This is a genomic window from Arthrobacter globiformis (assembly GCF_046536215.2).
Taxonomy (GTDB): domain Bacteria; phylum Actinomycetota; class Actinomycetes; order Actinomycetales; family Micrococcaceae; genus Arthrobacter; species Arthrobacter globiformis_E.
The window spans coordinates 2,455,104-2,478,853 of the sequence record NZ_CM143421.1 but is presented as its reverse complement, the minus strand read 5'-3'; the positions used below and the strand labels follow the sequence as shown (position 1 = coordinate 2,478,853).

The following is a 23,750-nucleotide window of genomic DNA, read 5'->3' as shown; positions in this document are numbered from 1 at the left end:
AAGCCGGGAGCGGCGAGTATTCTACTTTCCGGCCGATCATGTGGTGAGCTTGGATCATGGCAGGCAGAAGGTTGATATCCCGTTTGGCTCTTGCACTGGCAAAGTTGCTGGGGTTCGTGGTTGTCAGCTGCCTCTGCGGGGTCCTCGTGGCCAGTTTCCTGGTGCCCGGGGCCGCACTCGCCGGCACCTCGGTCAGCAAGTCGATCTCCTACTTCAACAGCCTGCCCACGGAACTCGCCGTGCCTGCGCCGTCGCAGACCACCCGCATGCTGACCGCGGACGGCAAGCTCATCGCCACCTTCTATTCGGAGAACCGGGTCCGGGTTCCGCTGAAGCAGATGTCCCCGTTCATCCGGAAGGCCGTCGTCGCCATCGAGGACAGCCGCTTCTATGAGCACAGCGGCGTGGACACCCAGGGCGTTCTCCGCGCGCTGACCAGCAACCTGACCCGCGGCGACCGGCAGGGCGCCTCCACCCTCACCCAGCAGTACGTCACCAACATCGTCAACGAGTCCCTGATTTCCGAAGGCCGTGAGGACCAGGTGGTGCTCAGCGGCCAGAAGACCATGGGGGACAAGCTGCGGGAGATGCGCCTGGCGATGGCCCTGGAGAAGAAATTCACCAAGGACCAGATCCTCGAGGGCTACCTCAACATCGTCTTCTTCAACCGCAGTGCCTACGGCATTGAGGCGGCGGCGCAGTATTTCTACAGTGTTCCGGCCAGCAAGCTGACCCTGCCCCAGTCGGCTCTGCTCGCCGGCCTGGTCAACAGCCCCAGCTTCTACGATCCCGTCACCAACCCCAAGAACTCGGTGAAGCGCCGCAACCAGGTCCTCGGCGAAATGCTCAAGCAGAAGATGATCACCAAGAAGCAGCATGACGCCGCTGTGGCCTCTGGCGTCGGCCTGAAGGTGCGGCCATCGCGGCAAGGATGTGCCGCTGCCACCATGGCACCGTACTTCTGTGACTACGTGACTCATTTGTTCCTCAACAACCCTGCCTACGGCGCGGACACCGAGGCCCGCGAAAAGCGGCTCTTCCGCGGCGGACTGACCATCACCACCACGCTGGACAGCCGGCTGCAGGCCAAGGCCCAGGCGCAGGTGAACGCCACCGCCGGCGCCAATCCGGACAGGTGGGGCGCCTCGCTGGTCACGGTCCAGCCGGGCACCGGGAAGGTCCTGGCGATGGCGCAGAACACGGTGTACCTGCCCCAGCCCGGCAAGTTCAACACCCAGCTGAACTTCAACGTGGATGCCAAGGACCCCAACGGAAACGACCTCAACGGCGCCGGCGGGTTCCAGCCGGGCTCCACCATGAAGCCCTTTACCTTCGCCGAGTGGCTGCACCAGGGCAAGACCATGTCCACGGTGGTGGACGCCTCGAAGCGCGAATACCCGCTGGGATTCCGCTGGCGGGACTCGTGCGGAAAGGTGGCCGGCGCCTACAGCACCAAGCAGCGGCGGGCAGGACTCGAAGCGGCCGACGACCTGCAGAACGCATCCGAGGGCTACTACCGGAAGATGCCGGCCGACTACGGCCTCTACAACTCCATCAACACGGCCACGTTTGCCGAGGCCGCACAGCTGGACTTCTGCGGGATCCAGAACATGGTCAACGCCGTCGGACTCCGCAGCGGGCTGGACGGGACACCGGTCAACATGCACCAGCTGGGCAACCTGCTCGGCGGCACCGAGGTGGCCCCGCTGACCATGGCCAGCGCCTTCGCCACGTTCGCCGCCGACGGCCGGTATTGCGTGCCGGTGGCCCTGGCCGGGGTGGCGGACGTGGCGGGCAAGAAGCTCCCGGCGCAGGCCCAGAAGTGCAGCGAGACCGTGGACAAGAACGTGGTCCGCGGCGTCAACAAGGCCCTCCAGGACATGCTCAACAAGGGCTCCGGCATCTACATCAACCCCAAGGTCCAGAAGAGTGTGCCGGTGGCGGCCAAAACGGGCACCAACAACAGCAACAGCGCCACCTGGGTGCTGGGCTACACCACCGGCCTGGCCACGGCCTCGTTCTTCGGCGATGCCCTCGAGGGCCAGCAGCGCCCGGGCCGCAACCTGACCGTCAACGGCAAGTTCTACGACCGCATTGACGGCTACATGATCGCGGGCCCGCAGTGGGCGAACTACATGCTCCAGGTGGCGCGGCTCTATCCGGCTGCCGCCTTCCCCAAGCCGCCGGCGTCGATCGTGAGCAAGCCCGCGGCTAAGCCCAAGCCTGTGGCAAAACCCAAGGCACCCGTCCGGCCTGCCCCGAAACCCACGGCCAAGCCCAAGCCGAAGGACTAGCGGTTCTCAGCCCAGCAGGATGCTGACCAGCCGCGCGGCCACCCGTGCCGTCCGGTTGTCGATGTCGAAGGCCGGGTTCAGCTCGGCCACGTCCGCGTGCAGGAGCTTGCCGCTGGCCACCACCTGGCGGCAGACGGCACTGATCACCGGCAGCGGAACACCGTACGCGGCGGGGGCGCTGACGCCGGGCGCCACTGCCGCCGGCAGCACATCCAGGTCGATGGTCAGGTACAGGACATCGATCCCGCTGAGGAAATCCGCCACAAAGGCCTCGGCCGCGCCGGCGGTGCAGTCCTCGTCCAGCAGGTACTTCACTCCCAGCTCATCGGCGGTGCTGAACAGCGCGCGTGTGTTGTTGGGTTCGGAAATTCCGACGACGGCGTACTTTAGTTCGCGTCCCGCGGCGGCTTCCGCGCGGGCCATCTGGAGGAACGGGGTTCCCGAGGTGGGCGCCGCCTCATCCCGGAGGTCGAAGTGGGCGTCGAGGTTGAGGACGCCCAGCCGCTGGCCGTCCCGGACCGGCCTGGACCCGGCCACGCCGAGGTAGCTGGCGTAGGCGGTTTCGTGGCCGCCGCCGAGTAGCAGCGTGAGGCGGCCGGCGTCGAGCAGCGCCGCAACGGCGAGGCCTGCGCGGGCCTGGCCGGCCTCCAGTCCGCCGTCGCGGACCACCACGTCGCCGGCGTCGGCGACGGGCCGTTCCGAATGGAAGGCGAGGGGTCCCAGCGCACTGCGGATCGCTGCCGGGGCGGCAGCGGCTCCGGTCCTGCCCTTGTTCCGGCGCACGCCCTCGTCGCTGCAGAAACCGAGGATCACGGCGGGGCGCTGTGCTGATGCCGCGGTCTCCGCGGGCGTGTGCAGTGCGGGCTTGTGCAGTGCGGGAGTGCCATCGGCAGCAGGCGTTACGGCCTGCCACCACCTGAGGTGGGCTTCGCCGTCGCCGTCGTAGCGGCCCGTCCAGGGGCGTGGTTCATCGTCAACGGTAAGCGCGGGAAAGTCCATGCCTCAAGCTCACCGTACGGACCCGGCGAAAGCCAGCAGCGCCGCCGTCGTACTGTCTGGAATACCGGAACCGCGGGATGGCACTTGGCGCGGTGCTACATGCCCAGCGCCTGTTCGATCGGGCCGATCCCGAAGAACACGACGAAGGCGGCCGCGACGGCCCACATCAGCGGATGCACCTCGCGGGCGCGGCCCTGGAAGGAGCGGATGAGGACGTAGGAGATGAAGCCGGCGCCCAGGCCGTTGGCGATCGAGTAGGTGAACGGCATCAGCGTGAAGGTGAGGAAGGCGGGCAGGGCGATGCCCCAGTCCTGCCAGTGGATCTTGCCGATCTGGGCCACCATCATGAAGCCCACCACCACCAGCGCGGGGGCCACGGCCTCGAACGGCACGAGGTTGATCAGCGGGGTGAAGAACATGGCCACCAGGAACAGCAGGCCGGTGACGATCGAGGCCAGGCCGGTCCGTGCGCCCTCGCCGATGCCGGCGCCGGACTCGACGAAGATCTGGTTGGAAGACACAGAAGCACCGCCGCCCACGATGGCGCCGAGGGCATCCACCTGCAGCACGCGGTCAACGTTGGGGATGTTGCCTTCCTTGTCCACGGTGCCGGCCTCGTTGGCCAGGCCCACCATGGTGCCCATCGCGTCGAAGAAGATGCTGAGCAGGATCACGAACGCGAGCAGTGCCGCGGCCACAATGCCCAGATGGCCAAAGGCGCCGACCGGGTTGGCCTTGCCGATCAGGGAGAGGTCGGGAGCCGACCATTCGGTGAATTTGGGGGCAACCAGGGACCAGCCCTGCGGGTTGAAGTTTTTGCCGTCGAAGCTCGGGCCGATGTGGAGCGTGAACTCGAGGATGACAGCCAGGATGGTGGAGGCGACGATGCCGATCAGGATGGCGCCCTTGACGTTGCGCACCAGCAGGGCGATGGTCAGGATCAGGCCGAACACGAATACCAGGGTGGGCCAGCCCAAAAGCTTGCCGTCAAAGCCGAGACCCACCGGGACCGTGGTCCCGGCCGCGTCTGGAACGCGCCGGACGAAGCCGGCGTTGACCAGGCCGATCAGGGCGATGAACAGCCCGATGCCCACCACGATCGCGGTCTTCAGTCCGTCCGGAACCGCACGGAACACGGCGGTCCGGAATCCGGTCAGGACCAGGATCATCATGGTGACGCCGGAGAGGACCACCAGTCCCATCATGTCCGGCCAGGTCAGCCCCGGGTTGGTGGCCACTGTCACGGCCACGAAGGCGTTGACGCCCAGTCCGGTGGCCATGGCGAAGGGGTGCTTGGCCCAGGCGCCCATGAGGATGGTCAGGATGCCGGCCACGAAGGCGGTGACGGCTGCAACTGCCTGAAAACCGAGCGTGGCGCCGGAGGAGTCCGCGACGGACAGGATGAGGGGGTTCAGCACCACGATGTAGCTCATGGCAAAGAAGGTGGCAAAACCGCCGCGGATCTCGCGGGAGAAGTTCGACCCCCGTTCGGATATCTTGAAGTACCGGTCCAGTGCAGAGCCCTGCTTGAGCATTAGTCCTCCGGTGAGAGTGTGGGGGTTACTTGAATCCTAGTAGGTTGCCCGGTGCCGTCCCAGCAAATTCGCCTAGTCTGTAAGGAAGTCAACACTAGGAGTAGTCCGCCCATGCGTTTTCCCCGCCAGCTGCTGTCCGCCCTCCTTGGCGCGCTCGCGCTCGTCGCCATGCTCCTGACGGCCGGCCCCGCTTCCGCGCACGACGCCGCCGAATCCAGCAGCCCGGCCGACGGCGCCACGGTGGCAGCAGCTCCCGCCAAGGTCTCGATCACCTTCAACAACACCCCGCTGGGGCTCGGCTCCCAGGTCAAGGTGACGGACGCCGCCGGAACCGACTGGGCCGACGGCCAGGTGCAGATCGTGGACAACGTGGCCTCGCAGAAGCTCCGGGAAGGTGCGCCGGCCGGGAAGTACACGGTGGTGTGGCGCGTGGTGAGCTCGGACTCCCACCCGATCGAGGGCACGTTCGCCTTTACTGCCACTGCTGCTGCGGCGGGGGCAACGTCCGCGCCGGTCCAGACCGTCGGTACGCCTCAGCCCGGCGCCACCCAGGCCACGGGAACCGCGCCGGATTCCTCGGAGCCCTTCCCCTGGAGCATCGTGGTGTTCGCGGCCGTGGCCCTCGGCCTGCTCGTCACCCTCGGTGTGCTGGCCCGCCGGCGGCTCAGCGTGGGCGACGACGACGTCGACGGCTCCTAGCAGCGGCACATCCTGCCAAACTGGGGCACATTGACCCGCGACACGCCGTGTTTGGGCGGATTGAGGCGCGAAGCGTGGCCAAAGTGCCCCACGACGGCACCGGGAGCCCGTCCACCGGGGCAGAAGAAAGCCCGACGGCGGTCCCGCCGCCGGGCTTGCTAGTCACCGAAGGATTAACTCAGATGGCAGGCAGCGCCGGGAAGCTTCCGGTCAGGACCGAGGGCACGCTGTCCGGGTAGACCTTGGCCGAGATCGCCTGGCCAACCACCTTGGCTTGGCGCAGCACCTCCTTGGGCGTCGGCGTGATGAGCTCGCCTACGCCCACCAGGTAAATGCCGATGGCGCGCATGGCCGCGACGAGGTTGGTGCCGATGGAGATGCCGAGGTCCGTGAGCATGCGCCGCAGCTGGCTGTGGGCGCAGCGCGTGAGCACAATGTGGTCGGCCAACAGCACGCCGTCGGGGGTGTGCACCGCCCAGCGGTGCAGTGAGGCTTCCGCTCCCGGCCCCATCTTGTCGAGCAGCACGGCTGACGTGTCGCTGCGGATGTCCAGCCGGTGGCTTGAGGCGTAGTTGCGCAGGTGCCGCAGAATCTCGTTCCGCTCCTGGATGGACGCTGCCTCGGCGTCGTCGCACCGCTGGTGCGTGGATTTCTGGGACTGGCCGCCGGGGGATTCCAGCCGGCTGACGATGATTGAATCAACGCCACGGCGCCGGAGTTCCGTCGCTATGGCTAAACCGGGAAGCCCGGTGCCGATGACCACAGTGGTGGTCCGTTCTGCGCCGCTGAGACCAGGCATGCGTGACACTACTTCCTCCTCGAGATTTTCGAAGCGCAGGGCATCATCGCCCATGCACCGTCCACTGCCCCAGCAAGCAGACACAACCCATTTCCGGCTGTGCGGTGGAGCACAATCCGGACCGATGGTGCCTCGACATTACAGAATTTTTTGGTCGCTGGGTACCCCTCCCGAAACATTGGTTTGCGGGGCTTTGCACAGCGTCACCGGAGCACCCGGAACCGTGCCGGAAGAGCACCGAGGAAGTTGCCCGCGGAGCGCCCCGAAGGGCCGAAAAACACGCTGCCGGGATGACCGGCAGAGCCCCGGGGGCCCGCTTGCTAACAAGTCGCCGACCGAGAATAGTTGGTCCTAAAGGCGGGCTGTGCATAACCGGGAACCGGACGGCCTGCCGGTGCCGGCTAGACGGGCCGCTTCTGGCAGAATAGCCGCATCATCAGGCAGTATCGCGAGGAGGCGGACCGCATGGACGCACACGATTTGCATCCCGACCCGGCACGGGATGGCGGTGCCCGGCACACGAGACCGGAAGGAATCGTGGTCGGCGTCGATGGTTCGGACCACGGCCAGTGCGCCCTCGTGTGGGCTGCCCGGGAAGCCGAACGCCGACGTCGTCCCCTCCACATCGTCACCGCCTATTCGGTGCCCATCTTTGCGGCCTCCGGACTCGACGGCGGCTATGCCACCGTGGACGACTCGGTGATCCGCGAAGGCGCCGAGGCTATCCTGCAGCACGCCGTGGACAAGGTGTCCGGCTACAACATCAGCGTCAGCGCCTCGGTAGAGAACGGGGACGCCTCCGGCGTGCTGCTCGACCTGTCCGAAACCGCCGAGCTGCTGGTCTTCGGGACGCGCGGCCGCGGCGGTTTCGTCGGCAGGCTCCTCGGCTCGGTGAGCAGCGCCCTCCCGGCCCACGCGAAGTGCCCCACGGTCACGGTTCCGCTGATCTGCTCCGACCGCCTGGGCGAGACCACGCAGGACAAGCACATCCGGGCTGAGCAGGCCAAGGCCGGACACGGCCCGGTGGAAAAGGTAGTGGCCGTGGGCGTGGACGGATCCGAACAGGCCCGCGTCGCCGTCCTGGAAGCCGCGGAGCAGGCCGAACGGCTGGGTGCGCCGCTGCGCGTGATCTGCGCCGTGCCGCAGTACAGCGGATCCCTGGCCTGGGTTCCGGCCCCGCTGGACCGGGAAGCGCTGTTCGCCGATATCCAGGTCCAGCTGAAGGCCGGTGTGGCCTGGCTGCAGAGCCACTTCCCGCGGCTGGCCATCGAGACCCGGCTGCTGGACGGTTCGCCCGTGGACGTGCTGGTGGAGGCCAGCCGGCATGTTGAGCTGATCGTGGTGGGAACCCGCGGCCGCGGCGGCTTCACCGGCATGCTCCTGGGCTCGACGTCGGACGGAGTCCTGCACCATGCCAAGAGCCCCGTGATGGTGGTCCCGGACCGGGAAGACCGCCGGCTCGCCGACCGCGCCAGCTTCGGACCGATGCTCGGCGCCTCGTAGCGCATGAGCGGCCTGGTGCTCGGCCTCGGGGACCTCAGCGCCTCCATGCTCCCGCAGGTTGGCGGCAAGGCCGCCAACCTTGGCGAGCTGCTGGCGGCCGGCCTCCCGGTGCCCGACGGGTTCTGCCTGACCACAGAGGCTTATGTCCAGGCCGTGGAGCCGCTGGGGCTCGGTGAGGTGCACATCGCCCTCCAGGACACCCCGGCCGATGACCTGGAATCCCTCGCGGGCCTGGCTGCCAGGGCCCGCAGCCTGATCACGTCTGCAGAACTCCCGACGGCGATCGCCGGGGAGATACTCACCGCTTACCGGGCGTTGGACGGCGTTCCCGTCGCGGTAAGGTCCTCGGCCACGGCCGAGGACCTTCCCTTCGCCAGCTTCGCCGGCCAGCAGGACACCTACCTGAACGTCATCGACGCCGTGGCGCTGCTGGATGCCGTCCGGAAGTGCTGGGCCTCGCTCTGGACCGACCGGGCGGTAGCGTACCGCGCCAGCCGGAACATCGACCCGGCTACGGTGGCACTCGCCGTCGTCGTCCAACGCATGGTGAACGCCGAGGCGGCGGGGGTGATGTTCACCGCGAATCCGGTCACCGGCAGGCGCCGGGAGGCGGTGATCGACGCGAGCCCCGGGCTCGGCGAAGCCGTGGTGTCGGGTGCCGTCAACCCCGATCACTTCGTGGTGGACACCGGATCCGGAGCTATCCTGCAGCGCCGCCTGGGGGACAAACGGACGGCTGTCCGGCCGCTGTCCGGGGGAGGTACGGAATTTGTCGAGCAAAGCGCGGACGGCCAGGCGTGCCTGACCGACGCGCAGATCAGGGAACTCGCGGCGCTGGGGAGCAAAGCCGAGGCCCACTACGGCGCCCCGCAGGACACGGAGTGGGCGCTCGACGGCGCGGGGAAAGTCTGGCTCACCCAGTCCCGGCCGATCACCACGCTTTACCCGCTGCCGGAGAAGGCCCTTCTGGCCGAGAAAAACAGGGAACGCCGCAGCCCGAAGGGCGAACTGCGTGTCTACCTGTGCTTCAGCCTCGCCCAGGGCCTCACCCGGCCGCTGACTCCCATGGGACTTGCCGCCCTCCGGCAGGTCGGCTCCTCGGTCGCTGCCGCCGCCGGCTTTGACGTTCCGGACCCCCGCAGCGGCCCGCCGCCCTATGTGGAAGCCGGGCAGCGGATTTTCATCGACCTGACCGCCGCCGCCCGGAGCACCGTTGGCCGCCGGATCATCCCGAATGTCTTCGACGTCATGGAAGCACGCTCCGCAAAAGTCCTGCGCAGCGTGTTCGACGACCCGCGCCTCTCCATCACCCGCCGCACGCCCTGGGACCTCCTCAGGCACGTGGTCCCCATCGCTGCCCGTGCCCGCGTGCCGGAAGCAGCGGTCCGGGCGCTGCTCCGCCCCGAGGCCGCCCTCAAACGCCTGAACCGCTTCACCACGGAGTTCAACGCGACGCTGGAACTGCCCCGGGGTGCTTCCCCCCGGGCGCGGCTTGACCACGCCGAGGGGATACTGTCGAGGGTCTTTCCCAACCTTCCGGCCGTGCTCCCGCTGGCCGGCCTGGGCTTCGCCATGCTCAGCCTCGCGGGGAAACTCCTCGGCGCCGGCAAGCTTTTTGGGTCCGGCTCCGGCGACGACGCGGCCGGCGAGGGCAGCGCCGGCGCGAAACGAAACATCGACCTCCAGCCCGTGCTCCGCGGTTTGCCGAACAACGTGACAACCGAGATGGACCTGGAGTTGTGGCGGGTGGCCACAGAGATCAAGTCAGACGCCGAAGCGGTGGCCGTCCTCACCGGGAATCACCCCACGGTGCTGGCCCAGCGCTTCGCCGCGGGCGACCTTCCGGCCGCGGCCCAGACGGGCCTGGCGGAATTCCTCGCACGGTACGGGCACCGGGCTGTCGCCGAGATCGACGTCGGCATGCCCCGCTGGCGGGATGACCCCACCCACATCCTGGGCGTCCTGGCCAACTACCTCCGGCTGGAGGATCCTGAGCGGGCTCCCGACCGCCAGTTCAGCAAGGCAGCAACCGAAGCGGATGCACAGATCGAGCGACTGGTGGCCGAGGCCACGGCCCGGGGGCGGCTGCGCGGCATGGCCGCCCGGGCGGCGCTGCGGCGGGCACGGCTCTTCGCCGGGCTGCGGGAGCTTCCCAAGTTCCAGATCGTCCTGGCGCTGGCGGAAGTCCGGAAGCAACTCGCAGAAGTGGGCACAGTGCTGGCGGAACAGGAACGGATCGCCCGGGCTGAGGACATCTTCTTCCTGGACTTTGCCGAGGCCAGCCGGGCGCTGGACGGTGCGGACATGCAGGATCTCGTGGCGCAGCGGCAGGGGGCCTATTACCTGGAACTGGAGCGGCGCCACATTCCCCGGATGCTGCTCTCAGACGGAACGGAACCCGAAACGCTGCTCACCGCCGTCGGAAGCGCGGATGCCGGGGCACTGTCCGGCAGCCCGGCGTCGGCGGGCACGGTGACAGCGCCCGCCCGCGTCATCCTCGACCCCGTCGGGGCCCACCTGGAACCGGGGGAGATCCTCGTGGCACCGTCCACCGATCCGGGCTGGACCCCGCTGTTCCTCACGGCGGGCGGCCTGGTGATGGAGATGGGCGGCCCCAACTCCCACGGCGCCGTGGTGGCCCGGGAGTACGGCATCCCTGCCGTGGTGGGTGTGGCTGACGCCACCTCGCTGCTCAGGACGGGCCAGGAAGTGACCGTCGACGGCGGCGCGGGCACCGTGGTGCCCGGCGCCTGAGAGTTCGGGGCTACTGCCGGTCCGGTGCCGGCTTCCCGCGGCGGATGTGCCGGACCACGAGCCAGATCACGAAGATGGCCAGGGCGGCATAGACGGCGTAGTTGAGGTAGCGCGAGTACTGCTCCACCATCGTGTACTGGCGGCCCAGCAGTACGCCGAAGCCGATCAGCGCACCGTTCCAGATACCGCTGCCGGCAATCGTGAAAATGCTGAAGGTGCCCAGATGCATCCGCTCGGCACCCGCCGGCAACGAGATGAGGCTCCGCACTCCGGGCAACAGCCGGCCGAAGAAAATGGCCGACCTGCCGTGGCGGCGGAACCAGCCGTCCGCCCGCTCGAAGTCCTCCCTGTCCACCAGCGGCAGCTTCGACAGCCAGCGGATCGAACGCTCCAGCCCCACCTTCGCGCCCAGGAAATACAGCGCAAGGGCGCCCAAATAGGCCCCCAGCGTGCTGGTTACGAAGACCAGGACCAGATTGAGGGACCCCTGCCTGGTCAGGAACCCGGCGAGCGGAAGGATCACTTCGCTGGGAATCGGCGGAAACACCGTCTCGAGGAAGGTAAAGAGTCCCACACCCCATTCCCCGAGCGAATCGATCGCCTGGGCGGCGAAGCCCACGATGCCTGTCAGTTCGTCGGCCGGACTGGATGTGGCACCGGGAATGCGCATTGGCGAGGGCTCCTGCAAGCTGGAAAACGGCGTCCCACCCAGTCTGGCCCACCAGGGGCGACAGGGAAAGCGGGCAGCCCCGCCGGGGCTGCCACATAAGGGGCCGAGGCGTACCCTGAGGGTATGAGCTGCGACGTCGGAGCGGAGTTGACATGACTGCCACCTGGCTGCGGTGGACACCTGCCGTGGCCGTACCTGCTGTTATAGCTGCCGGAGTCCTGGCGGGGTCCTTGCCCGCGAGCGCCCGGGATCCGCTGCCGGAGAAGACGCCGGCCCAGGTGCTGGCCATGATCGGACAACACCAGGCCAAGTCCTTTTCCGGCACGCTTGAACAGTCCTCCGAACTCGGCCTGCCCGATGTTCCCCAGGTGGGCCCCACCTCAGGCGCAGGAACCGGGTCGCTCGCCGAACTGCTGACCGGGCCGCACAGCGCCCGGGTCTATGTCGACGGGGCAACCAAGGCCCGCATCCAGGTGATGGACCGGATGGCCGAGCGCGACGCCGTCCGGCAGGGCAACGAGGTGTGGCTGTACAACTCCAAGGACAACACGGCCACGCACCTCACGCTTCCGGCGATGCCTTCGAAGGAATCCCGCAGCCATGACATGCCGGCAGGAGTGGCCACGCCGGAGGAGCTGGCCGCGAAGATGCTCGACAAGCTGGACAGCAGCACCGAAGTGGCGGTGGCTGCAGACACCGAGGTGGCAGGCAGGGCCGCGTACAACCTTGTGCTCACACCGCGCTCGGACGTGACCCTGGTGGGTTCGGTGGCTGTGGCCGTCGATGGCGAGAACGGCATGCCGCTGAGCGTGGAGGTCCGGGCGCGCGGGCAACAGGAACCTGCCTTCCGGACCGCGTTCTCCAACCTGACGCTTGGCGCTCCCGACGCGAGCCTGTTCAACTTCTCACCGCCGCCGGGTGCCTCGGTGAAGGAACTTGCAGTGCCGGCAACCGGCCATAAGAAGGATATGGCTGACAAGAACCGGGCTGACAAGAATTGGGACCATAAAGACCTTCGCGGACACGCCCCGACGGTCACCGGAACCGGCTGGGAACGGATCGTCGGCATCCCGGCTCCCTCCGCTTCCGCCCCCTCGGCGTCGCCTGAATCCGGGAGGCAATCCGTGGACAAGCTGCTCAACGACCCCCTGCTTCGCCAGGCCACAGTGACGGTCCAAGGCGGCCGTGCCATCTCCACATCACTGGTCAATGTCCTGCTCACGGATGACGGCCGGACATTCGTCGGGTCCGTGCCCCTGGAGCGGCTTCAGGCCGCCGCAGCCGCGAAGTGACAGCCGCTGGCCGCGGCCCGGGCTCCGCAACCGGCGCGCGTGGGACCCGCGTACCGGAGCCTGTCGCCCCCGTATTCGGGGCAACACCGGCAATAGAGACCAAAGGGCTGAGCAAGCGGTTCGGCCACCAGATGGCGGTGAACAGCATCGACCTCATAGTGCCCCGGGGTTCGGTGTTCGGTTTCCTCGGTCCCAACGGATCCGGAAAGACCACCACCATCCGCATGATGCTGGGCCTCGCTGCAGCCACCGCGGGGGAGGTCAGGGTCCTGGGGCTGGATATGCCGCGGCAGCTGGACGAGGTCCTGCCGCGGGTGGGTGCGCTGGTGGAGGGGCCGGCTTTCTATCCGTTCCTGTCGGGCGCGGCAAATCTGCACCGCTTGGATGCAGCGGACCGCCACGCCGCGCCGGCCACCCGCCGTGCGCGGGTGGCCGAAGCGCTGGAACGCGTCGGGCTCTCCCACGCTGCCCGGAAAAAGGTGCGGGCCTACTCGCTCGGCATGAAGCAGCGGCTCGGAATCGCCAACGCCCTGCTGGCACGGCGCGAATTGCTGGTCCTGGACGAACCGACCAACGGGCTGGATCCGCAGGGCACCCGCGAGGTCCGCAACCTGGTGCGGTCCCTCGCCGCCGACGGTGCCACTGTCTTCGTCTCCAGCCACCTGCTCGCCGAAGTGGAGCAAATCTGCACGCATGCAGCCATCATGAGCGCCGGCCGGCTGGTGGCGCAGGGGCCGCTGGCCGAACTCCGCCAGGCCGGCACCGCGCAGCTCCGACTTGTGACGCCCGACGCCGGTACGGCCTCGGGTGTTTTGGCGCGGTTTGGCTTGTCCCCGGTTGTGGGACATCCCGACGGCGCGGACGCAGTGATCACGTCGAGTCTGCCCGTTGGGGCAGGACTTGACCGTCCAGCAGGGTTTAACCGCGCAGCAGGACTTGACCGCGCAGCAGGGCTCTCCGGTCCTGGGCATCACCAGGCAGCGGCAGGTGAACCATCCGCAAACGGAGGCGTGGCACCGGAAGCGATCGTCGCCGCCCTCGTGGCCGACGGGGTGCGTGTCCGCGGGTTCACGGTGGAGCGTGGCAGCCTGGAGGACCGGTTCGTGGCTTTGACGGGGGAGGGCTTCGATGTCGCACAGTGACCGGCCGCCAGTGCAGGAGCCGGCAGTTCAGCGACTGACGGTGCACACCAGCCTGGCGCCGGGGACCCGGCGCCGGGCGTCCAGCGGTTCCCTGCTTGCCTCGGAGCTGAAGCAGCTGTTCCGCCGCCGCAGAACCCAGGCGATGCTCCTGGCACTGGCCGCCATCCCGGTGGTGATCGCCGTCGTCGTCCGCGTTTCCTCAGCCGTTCCCCCGGGACGGGGACCGGCCTTCCTGGACCGGATCAGCCAGAACGGGCTGTTCGTGGCTGTCACGGCGATGCTGGTATCGGTTCCGCTGTTCCTGCCGCTGACCATCGGCGTGGTCGCGGGGGACACCATTGCCGGGGAAGCCGGACTGGGCACGCTGCGGTACCTGCTGGTGGCCCCTGCCGGAAGGGTGCGGCTGCTGCTGGTCAAGTATGCCGGGGCCGCGGTGTTCTGCATTTCCGCCCCGCTGGCCGTGGCGCTCGCAGGGGCCGGCATCGGTTGGGCGCTGTTCCCGGTGGGGCCGGTGGCCCTGCTCTCGGGTGACCTGGTGGAACCGGACGAGGCGCTGGTCAGGATGCTGCTGATCGCCGCCTACCAGGCCGTGTCCCTGTTGGGTTTGTCGGCCATCGGGTTGTTCCTCTCCACGCTGACCGACGTGCCGGTGGGCGCCATGGCCGCCACCATCGTCCTGTCCGTCGTGTCGCAGGTGCTCGACCAGCTGCCGCAGCTGGAGTGGCTGCACCCGTGGCTGTTCACGCACTACTGGTTCGGCTTCGCAGACCTGCTTCGGCAGCCCATCGGCTGGGACTCGTTCGGTGACAACGCGCTGCTGCAGTTGGGCTACATCGCGGCGTTCGGCGCGCTCGCGTATGGCCGGTTCGTCAGCAAGGACGTGCTGTCCTAGCGATTGCTCCCGCCGGCAGAGTCCCAGCTATAGGGTCTCCGGTCAGTAGCGCGCAGCAACCGGGTAGAGCTGCATGCCGGCCATCATGCTGAGGTCCGTCACGGTGATGCCCGCGGACGGGTTCAGGGCCTGGACCACCCGGCCGCCGCCCAGGTAGATCGCCACATGGTAGAAGCCCGGGGCCGAACCCCAGACCAGGAGGTCCCCGGGCTGCGCCTGGGACAGCGGGACATGGACAGGTGCCTGGGCGAACTGCTCCGCAGCCGTGCGCGGAAGCTGCTTTCCGATGGCCGCGAAGGCGTTCTGGACCAGGCCCGAGCAGTCGAAGCCGTAGGCGCCGGTCCCGCCGTATTGGTAGAAGTACGGGGAACCCACCTTGCCCATCGCCACCGAAATGGCCGCCTGGTTCGAACCGCCCGGCGACGGCGCAGGCTCAACGGGTGCAGGCCGGGGCGCCGGCTGAACCGGGGCAGGTGCCGGCTGAACCGGCGCAGGTGCTGGCCTGACGGGCGCCGGCCGTGCCGGCGCGGGAGCCGGGCGGACAGGAGCCGGAGCAGGCGGCGCCGCCGGCGAAGGTGCCGAGGGAACCGCCGGGGCGGCAGGTGCCGGAGCGGCTGATGCGCCGGGAGTCTGGGCAGGCGTCCGGGAGGGCGCGGAGGCCGACTGTTGCGCCGGCGCCGCATTCCCGCCGTCGGAACCCTCGGCAGCCGCCTTGTCCGCGGCCGCCTGGTCTGCGGCGGCACGTTCAGCAGCAGCCGTAATGGCGGCGAGCCGTGCCTGCTGGCGCTGGCGCTCCAGGCCGTCCACCCGGGCAGACTCGAGGGCTGCAGTTGTGTGGCGCAGCGAGGCAAGCTGCCCCACGAGGACAGTCCGCTGGGCTTTGGCGTCCGCCACCGCCTTCAGCTGTGCCGCGTTGGCCTGGTCTGCCGCTGCCTTGAGCGTCTCAGCGGTCTTCGCCGCGTCGTCTGCCGCGCGGCGGGCGTCAGCGGCAGCAGCGGTGAGTGATTCGGCAGCGGCGGCGGTGGTTTCCGCGGCGGCGAAGGCCCTGCTCCGGCCGGCAGTGAGGGCCTGCAGCGTTGCGGCCTTGGCGAGGACGTCGCCCGTGCCCGTGACCAGGCCACTCAGTTCCGGATTGAGGCCGCCGTTCCGGTACAGGTCCCCGGCCAGTTCGCCCACGGCCTTGCGGCTCTTGGATTGTTCCTTGTTCGCGGCAGCAGCCCTGGCCGTGGCCACCGCGGCCGCGTCCGACCTCGTGTCCAGCTCCACCAGGGCGTTGCTGTAGGCGTTGTTGGCTTCGAGCGTCCGTGCGAACGTGACCTCCTGGGCTGCCGCAGCGTCGGCCAGGATGCCCTCGATGTCGGCCACCTTTGCCGCCGTCTTACTTTCACTGGACTTGGCCGCGGCGATGTCTTCGGCGGAGGGGATTTCCGGCGCCGCCGGAACTGTCAGGGCTGTCACTCCGGCAACTGCTGCTGTCGGCGTAAGCGCGAATGCCCGGTCACCCCGCGCAGGCGCTGCAAGGGTTCCAAAGAGGACGACGGCGGTGCACAGGACAGCCGCTGTGCGGCCGGGGCCGGTCAAACTCATTCATAACCTCGCAAGTCAGGGCGGGGCGAACGAGTCGGGAGGCAGCACGGAAGTGCCCCTCTGAAGATGCCCAGCCCTCTGAGGTTAGGTGCCAGCTTGCCACTTTGGCAACACTGGTCACATCAATAACATAAACAACACCAGTGTCATTTCCGTGGAGATTGGCGAGCGTGTCGCGGAACGGTGCTCCGCCGTGGACGCACCCTGGACAGGCGGGAAGCGGGCTCAGGAACGACGGCGGGGAAGTGGCGCGATTCAGGCGGGCTCCGGCGATTCGTGCTAGTCCCACCCCAGTTCGTGAAGCCGCTGGTCGTCGATTCCGAAGTGATGGGCAATCTCGTGGATGACTGTTACCGCGACTTCCTCCACCACATCCTCGCGGGAGGAGCATATATCCAGGATGGGTTTGCGGTAGATGGTGATGCGGTCCGGAAGCGATCCGGCGTCCCACCAGGAATCGCGCTCGGTCAGCGGAACCCCCTCGTACAGTCCCAGCAGCACCGTGTCCGGGTCCTCGCCGGGCTGCGGGACGTAGTCGTCGTCGATGAACACGGCCACGTTGTCCATGGCCCGTGCCACTTCTGCCGGAAGCTGGTCCAGGGCGTCGCTGACAGCGGCTTCGAAGTCGGCCTCGGACATCTCGAAGCCGGAGGGGTCGCCGGCCCCGTCCGGCACGATCGGGAGGCCGGGCGGCAGGTTTCCGGGCATATCCAAAACTTTAGCGGGATCTCCGCCGGGTCAGCCCCACGCCGAGCAGGCAGATGGCGCCGCCGACGAGCCCCCAGACTGTCGGGATTTCGCTGAGCACCAGCCACGAGATCAGCACCGTCGTGCCCGGCACCAGGTACGTGGTGGCAGCCAGCTTGCCGGCCTCGATCAGGGAAAGGGCGTAGGCCCAGGTGGTAAAGGCGATGGCGGTGGGGAAGATGCCCAGATAGACCAGGCCCAGGGTGGCGGGCAGCGGCGCCGCCTGCAGTTCCTGCCCCAGCTGGCCGGCGAAGGGCAGGCAGCAGACCAGACCCACCATGATGCCGAACCAGGTGGCCTGCCCGGCCGGAAACTTCCGCAGCACGGGCTTCTGGATGATGACGCTGACCGCCGCGAGTGCAGCGGCGAGGAGGCAAAGCAGCACGCCTGCCACGTCCGCCGTCGAACGTGTCCCCGACCCCAGCGCGATGACCGCGACCCCGCCGAACGCCACCAGGCTGCCGATAATCAGCCAGCGCGGAAAGCCCTCCTTGAGGATGATGCCTGCCATCACGGCCACCAGGATGGGATTCACATTGATGAGCAGTGCGCTGGTTCCGGCGTCGAGCGAATGCTCCGCGGCGTTGAGCGCCACGTTGTACCCGCCGAACCACATGACGCCGTAGGCGAGGATCGGCCACCACTCCCGTCCCCGCGGCAGCGCCCGCAGCCTGGGCAGCACCACCGCGCCAAGCACGACGGCGGCAATCGCCAGCCGCCCCAGCGTCAGGGCTCCGGGCGAGAAGCTCGGGCCGACGGCGCGGATGCCCACGAAGGCGGAGGCCCAGAGCGCGACTGTCACCACCACGGCGGTGACGCCAAGTGCGCTCACGGAAGGGGCGGGCTTCTTCGTAGCGGGATCTTCAGAGGACTGTGGGTGCAGGGGGCTGGTGCCGGCGGTGGATGCCATGGTGCCAATCTAGCCCCGTTGCCCGCGCCGTGGCTGGCGGAAATCGGCCATGTCTAGCCAAGAAACTGCCATTGTGGCGCGCCCTGGTTTCCTTGCCGTTGGGGGGTCCTCAGGGCCGATTTTGGATATTCGGGGGAGAGGCTCTATAGTTTTACAGGTCCAGTTCGGAGGAACACGAAAGGACAAGAACGAAAGGCTTCGGCCCTTTATTTTTGCCCTTGTTCAGCCAGATTGAGTCCAGGCCCCCATCGTCTAGCGGCCTAGGACACCGCCCTTTCACGGCGGCGGCACGGGTTCGAATCCCGTTGGGGGTACGCAAGGAAGTGGTCAAAGCAGGCAAAAAAGTCTGGTAGGCTGGAGTCCTTGAAAAAACGCGGTAGCGATACTGCGGAAAGCAAGATAGCAAGGCCCTGTAGCGCAGTTGGTTAGCGCGCCGCCCTGTCACGGCGGAGGTCGCGGGTTCAAGTCCCGTCAGGGTCGCTTTGATTGCCGGAAGAAATTCCGGCCGTCATGGTGACACGTCACCTAGGCTCTGTAGCTCAGTTGGTAGAGCGTTCGACTGAAAATCGAAAGGTCACCGGATCGACGCCGGTCGGAGCCACCAGCTAAAACCCCGCTGTTCCCTTGGGAACAGCGGGGTTTTTTCATTTCCCGGGGTTTGCGGGTTCTCCGACCCGGTTCACCAGCCTTTCTCTTTCCCTCGCAAGCCGCCATGGGGCACTTTGGAGGCATCGGCGTCGTGATTTCCGGCTGCAGCGGCGTGTCGCGGATCAGAGTGCCCCGTTTTGGCCGGCCGCGCCGGCAGTCCGGGGTGTGAGCAATGCCATTGATGACGCGCTTGTGAAGCCACATTTGATTCCGCTCCTGAAGTGGGGCACGCGCGCGCAAAGGAGATGTAAGCGCTTGCACCACAGGGGCGCCGCCGGCAGACAGCCCCCGAAAACCGTGTTGAACTCGGCTGACAACGTTGTCTACCGTTGGGTGTGGGCCGCGAAATGTATGACATTTCCGATCACCCAACGGGGGTCCTACCCAAACCCCCTTTTCTCCCTCGACACAACGGCGTCCTCGATGACGCATGCCGTGTCAGCGGGGTCTCCGGAGTCCGGGGGACAAGGGCAGCCGCCCGTCTTCCACGAAAGTAACTCCGCGAGAAGAGCAAAAAATGCACAAGCACCCCAACACCCCCCGGATGCTGCGGTGGCGCCCTGCCGCCGCAGCTCTGGTGGCCACTGTCGCCGCCACGGCCTTCCTCGCCGTGCCCTCGGCGCAGGCCAACGAGCCGTCGGATCCGCCGTCGAGCACCCAGATGCCGGCGCCGACTCCGGGCTTCCCCCTGCCGACGCCCCACACCCAGACGGCACATGACCCGGCGTCGGACTTCACCTCAAAGTGGACCCGTGCGGATGCCAAGCAGATCATGGCGCAGAGCGACTCTAAGGTTCAGCCCGGCCAGAACTCCATGAGCCCGGACGTCACCATGCCGGAAATCCCCGAGGACTTCCCCGCCATGAACGACGACGTGTGGGTCTGGGACACCTGGTCGCTGACCGACGAGAACGCGAACCAGATCAGCTACAAGGGTTACGACGTGATCTTCTCGCTCGTCGCTGACCGGCACGCGGGCTACGGCTTCGACCAGCGCCACTGGAACGCCCGCATCGGCTACTTCTTCCGCAAGACCAACGCCGATCCGGCCAAGGACAAGTGGAACTACGGCGGACACCTGTTCCTGGACAACACTTCCATCGGCAACACCGAATGGTCCGGCTCCACCCGCCTGATGCAGGGCAACCACGTGAACGTGTTCTACACGGCCACCACGTTCTACGACGTCAAGGAGCGCAACGCCGGCGGCGGCGGCATCGCGCCGGACGCCGTCATCGCCAAGGCGCTCGGCAACATCCACGCCGACAAGAACGGCGTGACCTTCGACGGCTTCCAGCACACCAAGCTGCTCGAGCCGGACGGAAAGCTGTACCAGAACAAGGCACAGAACCCGGGCTTTGCGTTCCGCGACCCGTACACCTTCGCCGACCCGGCACACCCCGGCAAGACCTACATGGTGTTCGAAGGCAACACCGGCGGCAAGCGCGGCGACTACCGCTGCAAGAACGAGGACCTGGGCTACGCCAAGGGTGACCCCAACGCCGAGAACCTCGACGAGGTCAACAGCAAGGGTGCCTACTACCAGACCGCCAACGTCGGCCTGGCCGTGGCTGACAACAAGGACCTCACCAAGTGGCACTTCCTGCCGCCGATCCTGTCCGCCAACTGCGTCAACGACCAGACCGAGCGTCCGCAGATCTTCATCCAGAACGAAAACGGCAAGAACAAGTACTACCTGTTCACCATCAGCCACCAGTTCACCTACGCTGCAGGCATGCGCGGCCCCGACGGCGTCTACGGCTTCGTGGGCGACGGCGTCCGCTCCGACTACCGGCCGATGAACAACAGCGGCCTGGCCCTGGGCTCGCCGACGGACCTGAACCTGCCGTCCGAGTCCCCGGAAGCCCCGACGCCGAACCAGAACGGCCGTCAGTTCCAGGCCTACTCGCACTACGTGCAGCCGGGCGGCCTCGTTCAGTCGTTCATCGACAACGTGAACGGCGTCCGCGGCGGCTCCCTGTCGCCCACCGTGAAGATCAACTTCCGGGACGGCGTATCGAAGGTCGACCGCACCTTCGGCAAGAACGGCCTCGGCCCGTTCGGTTACCTGCCCACCAACGTCCACGTTGGCGGCAACGGCCTCTACAAGTAAGCCGTCACTGAAGCAGTAACCGGGAGGCGCCCGGACCCTGACGTGAATCTGGGTCCGGGCGCCTTCTGCCGTGTCGGCAACTCTGTATATACAGGGCTAATTACGCGCGCGACTGCAAAAGTGCACCCGGCCTGTCAACTTGGAAAGAGGCATGCCGGCCGGGCTAGACTCGCACGCCGGGGGACGGGGCAGGCGTTCTTCGGCTGCCCAGCCAGGCCGCCGCAGGCGGCAAAACCACTCCAGGAATGGAAACCGTGAAACATCTTGCCCGCCCGCTGTACGCCACCGCCCTTCTTGCCCTAGCGGCGCTTACCGGCTGCTCCGCGCCCGCCGCCGGCAGTGCGCCGTCGGCCTCTGCAACGTCCACGACGGCGGCCAGCAGCGCCGCTCCGACCGCATCCGCGAGTGTCGCCTCCGGTCCGTACGGCGGCTACGCCTCCGCGGCCGAGGCCTGCGACGCCATTTCCACGCAGGCCACCGGTGCGTCCCTGCTGCCCCTTTCTGCTGCCCAGGGCAAGACGGCGGAACTGGAGCAGAAGAAGGCGGAACTGGCCGAGACGGCCCAGCGGGCGCCGGAGGCCCTGAAAGCGGACTTCGCGCGGCTGAAGGACGTGGCCCTGGCGGGACTCACCGACCAGAGCGTGTACTCCAACGGCAAGTTCGAGGCCGCCATGGCCCCCGTGACCAGCTGGCTGTCCGCGAACTGCCACTAGGCTGCCGGGCGCCCGGGCTCAGCCGGGCGCCGCGGGCCCGGAGACGGTCCCGGCCCCTGACGTTGTCGGGCCTAGGGGATAGGGTTGTGTTCAACAGAAGGGGAGTGCTGATGGAATACCCGAATCCACAAACCGCCGCCGTTCGAGCGGACCCTGCCCTGACGCCGGCCGCAGCCGGGGGACGGACCGTAATCTCCGAGACCGCCGTGGCCAAGGTTGCCGGCATCGCTGCCCGGGCCGTGCCCGGCGTGTACTCGCTGGGGACCGGCTCCTCCCGGGCGCTCGGGGCCATCAGGGATGCGGTGGGCAGCTCCGACCATGCCGCAGGCGTGCACGCCGAGGTCGGCGAAACCCAGGTGGCAGTCGATATCACCCTGGTAGCGGTCTACGGCGCTCCGCTGCATGCGCTGGCCAACCAGGTGCGGGCAGCCGTTTATGCAGCCGTTGAGAAGCTGGTGGGCCTGCAGGTCATCGAGGTGAACGTCGAGATCAACGACGTTTACATTGCGCCGCCGGTGAAGCCGACGGGTGCGCCCGCCGTCGCCGAGAGGGAGGCGGTCCTGTGAGCCCCACTGTTGTCGGAATCGCCGTCGGCGCCTTCGTGGCGTTCATGTCACTACAGTTCGGCCTGTGGGGCTTCCTGATCTCCCTGCTGTTCATGGGAATCGGCGCGCTCCTGGGCCGCGCCGCGGAAGGGAAACTGGACCTGCGCAGCGTCATCGATGCCATCAGCGGCCGGCGCTCCTCCTCATGAGCGGGGCAGCCCACATGAACGGGGCAGCCGACATGGGCGGGGCAGCCGACCGGAGCAAGGCAGCCGAGGCAGCTACGCCCAGCCGGCAGTACAGCGGCCACAACAGGATCAGCACCCAGGCGCTTACGAGCCTGGCCAGGGCCGCCGCCGCAGAGGCCCTGGGCATCCATGCCCATGACGTGCGCGCCGACTGGACGGACGACGGCGGCCTGCTGGCTTTGTCGCTCGTCGCACCCATCAGGGTCCCCAGCCTGACGGCCGTGCTCCGGGATCCGGGGCGCGTCCAGTCTGTGGGCGGCTCCATCTGGGACAGGACCGTGCACGCCCGGACCGCCATTCTCACCAAGGTCACCGAACTCAGCGGTGCGAGCCTGAGCAGGGTGGACATCCGCATCAGCGGGGCCAACGTCACGGAAGGGGGCAGGGTTCGGTGAGTTCCGTCGTCGAACAGCAGCATGAAGCCGGCGGGGACCCGGCGCAGGGCGGCTCCGGGGCGGCGCACGCCGCCGCCATCGACATGCGCCGCGTCCTGCACCGCGAGACCCATGCTTCGCGGGCCGTCGCGTCGGTCATCGCCGGGGCTCTGGTCATCGTGCTCTGCCTTTACGCGCTCCTTGAATCCGCGGTACGCGCCATTGGCCAGCCGCCCTGGCTCATCGACCCGCAGACGGCAGCCGAGCGGATCGTGGCACTCCCGTCGGGCGTGCCGCCGCTGCTGCTGGGTGCTGCCGGAGCCGTGACCGCCGCTGCAGGCCTCTTCTTTTTCCTGAACGCGGTCCTGCCCGGGCGCCGGGCCAGGCATCTGCTCGCCGACCGGCGGATTGCTGTGGTGGTTGATGACGAGGTCATCGCCGCGGCGCTTGCCCGGAGCGCCCGCCTGGCGGCCAATGTCACGCAGGAACAGGTCATGGTGGTGGTTTCCCAGCGGCAGGTAGTGGTCAACGTCCGCCCCACCTCCGGTGTGCCCGTCAGTGAGAACGCCATCCTGCAGGCGGTGGAGGACGAACTGCAGGCGATGGGACCGTCGCCCATGCCGCAGGTGACCGTTAATCTGTCGACCTCCGGGGTGGTGGGCGCGTGAACGGCACACCCAGGCTTCTGAACCGGATCCTGCTCGGCATTCTTGGCCTCAAACTGCTGGTGATCGGCGTGCTGCTGGTACTCCTGGCGGCGGTCCCCGCCGTCGCGGTGTGGTGGCACTCCTGGTCCAAAAGCGTGTCGGACAACGCCACGGCGGTCTTCGAGGGCACACAGTTCCCCGGCCGGCAGGGGAGCTGGCTGTGGATCGTCCTGGCCCTCGCGGTGGTGCTGCTGATCGGCCTCATGGTCGCGTGGATCGCCCAGCAGGGCAAGGGCCGCACCGACCTCCTGCTGGCAGCAGAGGACCCGGGCGGGGTTCCCGGCGACATCCGGATCGGCGGCGGAGTGGCCGAACAGGCACTTAAGAACGCCCTGGCCGACCGTCCCGACCTCGCCGGAGCCACGGTCTCGATCTACGACGTGAAGGGCCAGCCCGCGCTGAAGCTGCGCCTGCATCCACGGCCCGGTGTTTCTCCGCAGGCCGTCGCTGCCGAGGCGGCGGACCTGGTTGACGCCCTCAGCGCCGTGGTAGGCCAGCGCACGCCGGTCCTGGTGCACATCGCGGCCGGGGCGCGGACCCGCTTCAGCCGCGCCGAGCGGGTCCGCTAGCTCTTTCCGC

Annotated in this window: 21 protein-coding genes and 3 tRNA genes; 17 read left to right on the top strand and 7 right to left on the bottom strand. The window is 67.9% G+C overall.

Annotated elements, in window-relative coordinates:
- Window positions 1–56: 56 nt before the first annotated feature.
- Window positions 57–2,294 (top strand): transglycosylase domain-containing protein, encoded by a 2,238-nt coding sequence (locus R5O87_RS11080; protein ID WP_410556403.1) that lies wholly within the window; start codon window positions 57–59, stop codon window positions 2,292–2,294.
- A 6-nt stretch (window positions 2,295–2,300) separates the two neighbouring features.
- On the opposite strand, the gene hutG is transcribed toward R5O87_RS11080, so the two are convergent.
- Both hutG and R5O87_RS11070 read right to left on the bottom strand, forming a co-directional pair.
- Complete coding sequence (gene hutG / locus R5O87_RS11075) at window positions 2,301–3,293, bottom strand: formimidoylglutamase (RefSeq protein ID WP_410556404.1); 993 nt, start codon at window positions 3,291–3,293, stop codon at window positions 2,301–2,303.
- 95 nt (window positions 3,294–3,388) lie between these two features.
- Window positions 3,389–4,828, bottom strand: a complete 1,440-nt coding sequence (locus tag R5O87_RS11070; protein WP_410556405.1) for an NCS2 family permease — start codon at window positions 4,826–4,828, stop codon at window positions 3,389–3,391.
- A 111-nt stretch (window positions 4,829–4,939) separates the two neighbouring features.
- On the opposite strand from R5O87_RS11070, the gene R5O87_RS11065 reads away from it, so the two are divergent.
- Window positions 4,940–5,527, top strand: a complete 588-nt coding sequence (locus tag R5O87_RS11065; RefSeq protein WP_410556406.1) for a copper resistance CopC family protein — start codon at window positions 4,940–4,942, stop codon at window positions 5,525–5,527.
- A gap of 178 nt (window positions 5,528–5,705) precedes the next feature.
- Here the strand turns inward: R5O87_RS11065 and R5O87_RS11060 are convergent, their stop codons facing one another.
- Entirely contained in the window at window positions 5,706–6,326 is a 621-nt protein-coding gene (locus R5O87_RS11060; protein ID WP_410556459.1) for an FAD-dependent monooxygenase, read from the bottom strand.
- Between the two features lie 465 nt (window positions 6,327–6,791).
- On the opposite strand from R5O87_RS11060, the gene R5O87_RS11055 reads away from it, so the two are divergent.
- Window positions 6,792–7,829: a universal stress protein gene (locus R5O87_RS11055; RefSeq protein WP_410556407.1), complete on the top strand. Its 1,038-nt coding sequence runs from the start codon at window positions 6,792–6,794 to the stop codon at window positions 7,827–7,829.
- 3 nt (window positions 7,830–7,832) lie between these two features.
- Entirely contained in the window at window positions 7,833–10,583 is a 2,751-nt protein-coding gene (locus R5O87_RS11050; RefSeq protein WP_410556408.1) for a PEP/pyruvate-binding domain-containing protein, read from the top strand.
- 10 nt (window positions 10,584–10,593) lie between these two features.
- Here the strand turns inward: R5O87_RS11050 and R5O87_RS11045 are convergent, their stop codons facing one another.
- Window positions 10,594–11,253, bottom strand: a complete 660-nt coding sequence (locus tag R5O87_RS11045) for a DedA family protein (protein ID WP_410556410.1) — start codon at window positions 11,251–11,253, stop codon at window positions 10,594–10,596.
- A gap of 152 nt (window positions 11,254–11,405) precedes the next feature.
- Here R5O87_RS11045 and R5O87_RS11040 point away from each other — a divergent pair, with 152 nt between their 5' ends.
- The 3 genes from R5O87_RS11040 (at window position 11,406) to R5O87_RS11030 (ending at window position 14,579) form a co-directional block, all read left to right on the top strand.
- Window positions 11,406–12,545: a LolA family protein gene (locus R5O87_RS11040; RefSeq protein WP_410556412.1), complete on the top strand. Its 1,140-nt coding sequence runs from the start codon at window positions 11,406–11,408 to the stop codon at window positions 12,543–12,545.
- 131 nt (window positions 12,546–12,676) lie between these two features.
- Window positions 12,677–13,687: an ABC transporter ATP-binding protein gene (locus R5O87_RS11035; protein WP_410556414.1), complete on the top strand. Its 1,011-nt coding sequence runs from the start codon at window positions 12,677–12,679 to the stop codon at window positions 13,685–13,687.
- On the top strand, window positions 13,674–14,579 hold the full coding sequence (locus tag R5O87_RS11030; protein WP_410556416.1) for an ABC transporter permease: 906 nt from the start codon (window positions 13,674–13,676) through the stop codon (window positions 14,577–14,579). The genes R5O87_RS11035 and R5O87_RS11030 overlap by 14 nt, the downstream gene beginning before the upstream one ends.
- A gap of 42 nt (window positions 14,580–14,621) precedes the next feature.
- Here R5O87_RS11030 and R5O87_RS11025 read toward each other — a convergent pair whose 3' ends face one another.
- From R5O87_RS11025 to R5O87_RS11015, 3 genes are all read right to left on the bottom strand, one after another.
- Window positions 14,622–16,166, bottom strand: coding sequence for a C40 family peptidase (locus R5O87_RS11025; protein ID WP_410556417.1), 1,545 nt, complete (start codon window positions 16,164–16,166; stop codon window positions 14,622–14,624).
- A gap of 279 nt (window positions 16,167–16,445) precedes the next feature.
- Entirely contained in the window at window positions 16,446–16,874 is a 429-nt protein-coding gene (locus R5O87_RS11020; RefSeq protein ID WP_410556418.1) for a metallopeptidase family protein, read from the bottom strand.
- 10 nt (window positions 16,875–16,884) lie between these two features.
- Window positions 16,885–17,823, bottom strand: a complete 939-nt coding sequence (locus R5O87_RS11015; protein WP_410556419.1) for a DMT family transporter — start codon at window positions 17,821–17,823, stop codon at window positions 16,885–16,887.
- Between the two features lie 241 nt (window positions 17,824–18,064).
- Between R5O87_RS11015 and R5O87_RS11010 the strand changes: the two genes are divergently transcribed.
- The 10 genes from R5O87_RS11010 (at window position 18,065) to R5O87_RS10965 (ending at window position 23,740) form a co-directional block, all read left to right on the top strand.
- Window positions 18,065–18,137 (top strand) — tRNA-Glu (locus tag R5O87_RS11010).
- A 92-nt stretch (window positions 18,138–18,229) separates the two neighbouring features.
- Window positions 18,230–18,303: transfer RNA gene (locus R5O87_RS11005), tRNA-Asp, on the top strand.
- Window positions 18,304–18,351: 48 nt separating this feature from the next.
- Window positions 18,352–18,427, top strand: a tRNA-Phe gene (locus R5O87_RS11000).
- Between the two features lie 561 nt (window positions 18,428–18,988).
- A complete protein-coding gene (locus R5O87_RS10995; RefSeq protein WP_410556421.1) occupies window positions 18,989–20,584 on the top strand; it encodes a glycoside hydrolase family 68 protein in 1,596 nt (531 codons plus the stop codon).
- 245 nt (window positions 20,585–20,829) lie between these two features.
- Window positions 20,830–21,297, top strand: a complete 468-nt coding sequence (locus R5O87_RS10990) for a hypothetical protein (RefSeq protein ID WP_410556422.1) — start codon at window positions 20,830–20,832, stop codon at window positions 21,295–21,297.
- 110 nt (window positions 21,298–21,407) lie between these two features.
- Window positions 21,408–21,863, top strand: a complete 456-nt coding sequence (locus tag R5O87_RS10985) for an Asp23/Gls24 family envelope stress response protein (RefSeq protein ID WP_410556424.1) — start codon at window positions 21,408–21,410, stop codon at window positions 21,861–21,863.
- Window positions 21,860–22,051: a DUF2273 domain-containing protein gene (locus R5O87_RS10980; RefSeq protein WP_003799126.1), complete on the top strand. Its 192-nt coding sequence runs from the start codon at window positions 21,860–21,862 to the stop codon at window positions 22,049–22,051. The genes R5O87_RS10985 and R5O87_RS10980 overlap by 4 nt, the downstream gene beginning before the upstream one ends.
- 32 nt (window positions 22,052–22,083) lie before the next feature.
- On the top strand, window positions 22,084–22,485 hold the full coding sequence (locus R5O87_RS10975) for a hypothetical protein (protein ID WP_410556460.1): 402 nt from the start codon (window positions 22,084–22,086) through the stop codon (window positions 22,483–22,485).
- Window positions 22,482–23,132: a hypothetical protein gene (locus R5O87_RS10970; protein ID WP_410556425.1), complete on the top strand. Its 651-nt coding sequence runs from the start codon at window positions 22,482–22,484 to the stop codon at window positions 23,130–23,132. The genes R5O87_RS10975 and R5O87_RS10970 overlap by 4 nt, the downstream gene beginning before the upstream one ends.
- On the top strand, window positions 23,129–23,740 hold the full coding sequence (locus R5O87_RS10965) for a hypothetical protein (RefSeq protein ID WP_410556426.1): 612 nt from the start codon (window positions 23,129–23,131) through the stop codon (window positions 23,738–23,740). The genes R5O87_RS10970 and R5O87_RS10965 overlap by 4 nt, the downstream gene beginning before the upstream one ends.
- Window positions 23,741–23,750 lie beyond the last annotated feature (10 nt).

What these genes read in the sequence shown, in the direction of transcription:
- R5O87_RS10985 (WP_410556424.1), top strand. Translation starts at nt 21,408, where the DNA reads ATGGAATACCCGAATCCACAAACCGCCGCCGTTCGAGCGGACCCTGCC.
- R5O87_RS11080 (WP_410556403.1), top strand. Translation starts at nt 57, where the DNA reads ATGGCAGGCAGAAGGTTGATATCCCGTTTGGCTCTTGCACTGGCAAAG.
- R5O87_RS11060 (WP_410556459.1), bottom strand. Translation starts at nt 6,326, where the DNA reads ATGCCTGGTCTCAGCGGCGCAGAACGGACCACCACTGTGGTCATCGGC.
- R5O87_RS11035 (WP_410556414.1), top strand. Translation starts at nt 12,677, where the DNA reads ATGGCGGTGAACAGCATCGACCTCATAGTGCCCCGGGGTTCGGTGTTC.
- R5O87_RS11050 (WP_410556408.1), top strand. Translation starts at nt 7,833, where the DNA reads ATGAGCGGCCTGGTGCTCGGCCTCGGGGACCTCAGCGCCTCCATGCTC.
- R5O87_RS10990 (WP_410556422.1), top strand. Translation starts at nt 20,830, where the DNA reads ATGGAAACCGTGAAACATCTTGCCCGCCCGCTGTACGCCACCGCCCTT.
- hutG (WP_410556404.1), bottom strand. Translation starts at nt 3,293, where the DNA reads ATGGACTTTCCCGCGCTTACCGTTGACGATGAACCACGCCCCTGGACG.
- R5O87_RS11025 (WP_410556417.1), bottom strand. Translation starts at nt 16,166, where the DNA reads ATGAGTTTGACCGGCCCCGGCCGCACAGCGGCTGTCCTGTGCACCGCC.
- R5O87_RS11015 (WP_410556419.1), bottom strand. Translation starts at nt 17,823, where the DNA reads ATGGCATCCACCGCCGGCACCAGCCCCCTGCACCCACAGTCCTCTGAA.
- R5O87_RS11045 (WP_410556410.1), bottom strand. Translation starts at nt 11,253, where the DNA reads ATGCGCATTCCCGGTGCCACATCCAGTCCGGCCGACGAACTGACAGGC.
- R5O87_RS11020 (WP_410556418.1), bottom strand. Translation starts at nt 16,874, where the DNA reads ATGCCCGGAAACCTGCCGCCCGGCCTCCCGATCGTGCCGGACGGGGCC.
- R5O87_RS10975 (WP_410556460.1), top strand. Translation starts at nt 22,084, where the DNA reads ATGGGCGGGGCAGCCGACCGGAGCAAGGCAGCCGAGGCAGCTACGCCC.
- R5O87_RS11055 (WP_410556407.1), top strand. Translation starts at nt 6,792, where the DNA reads ATGGACGCACACGATTTGCATCCCGACCCGGCACGGGATGGCGGTGCC.
- R5O87_RS11065 (WP_410556406.1), top strand. Translation starts at nt 4,940, where the DNA reads ATGCGTTTTCCCCGCCAGCTGCTGTCCGCCCTCCTTGGCGCGCTCGCG.
- R5O87_RS11030 (WP_410556416.1), top strand. Translation starts at nt 13,674, where the DNA reads ATGTCGCACAGTGACCGGCCGCCAGTGCAGGAGCCGGCAGTTCAGCGA.
- R5O87_RS11070 (WP_410556405.1), bottom strand. Translation starts at nt 4,828, where the DNA reads ATGCTCAAGCAGGGCTCTGCACTGGACCGGTACTTCAAGATATCCGAA.
- R5O87_RS10995 (WP_410556421.1), top strand. Translation starts at nt 18,989, where the DNA reads ATGCACAAGCACCCCAACACCCCCCGGATGCTGCGGTGGCGCCCTGCC.
- R5O87_RS11040 (WP_410556412.1), top strand. Translation starts at nt 11,406, where the DNA reads ATGACTGCCACCTGGCTGCGGTGGACACCTGCCGTGGCCGTACCTGCT.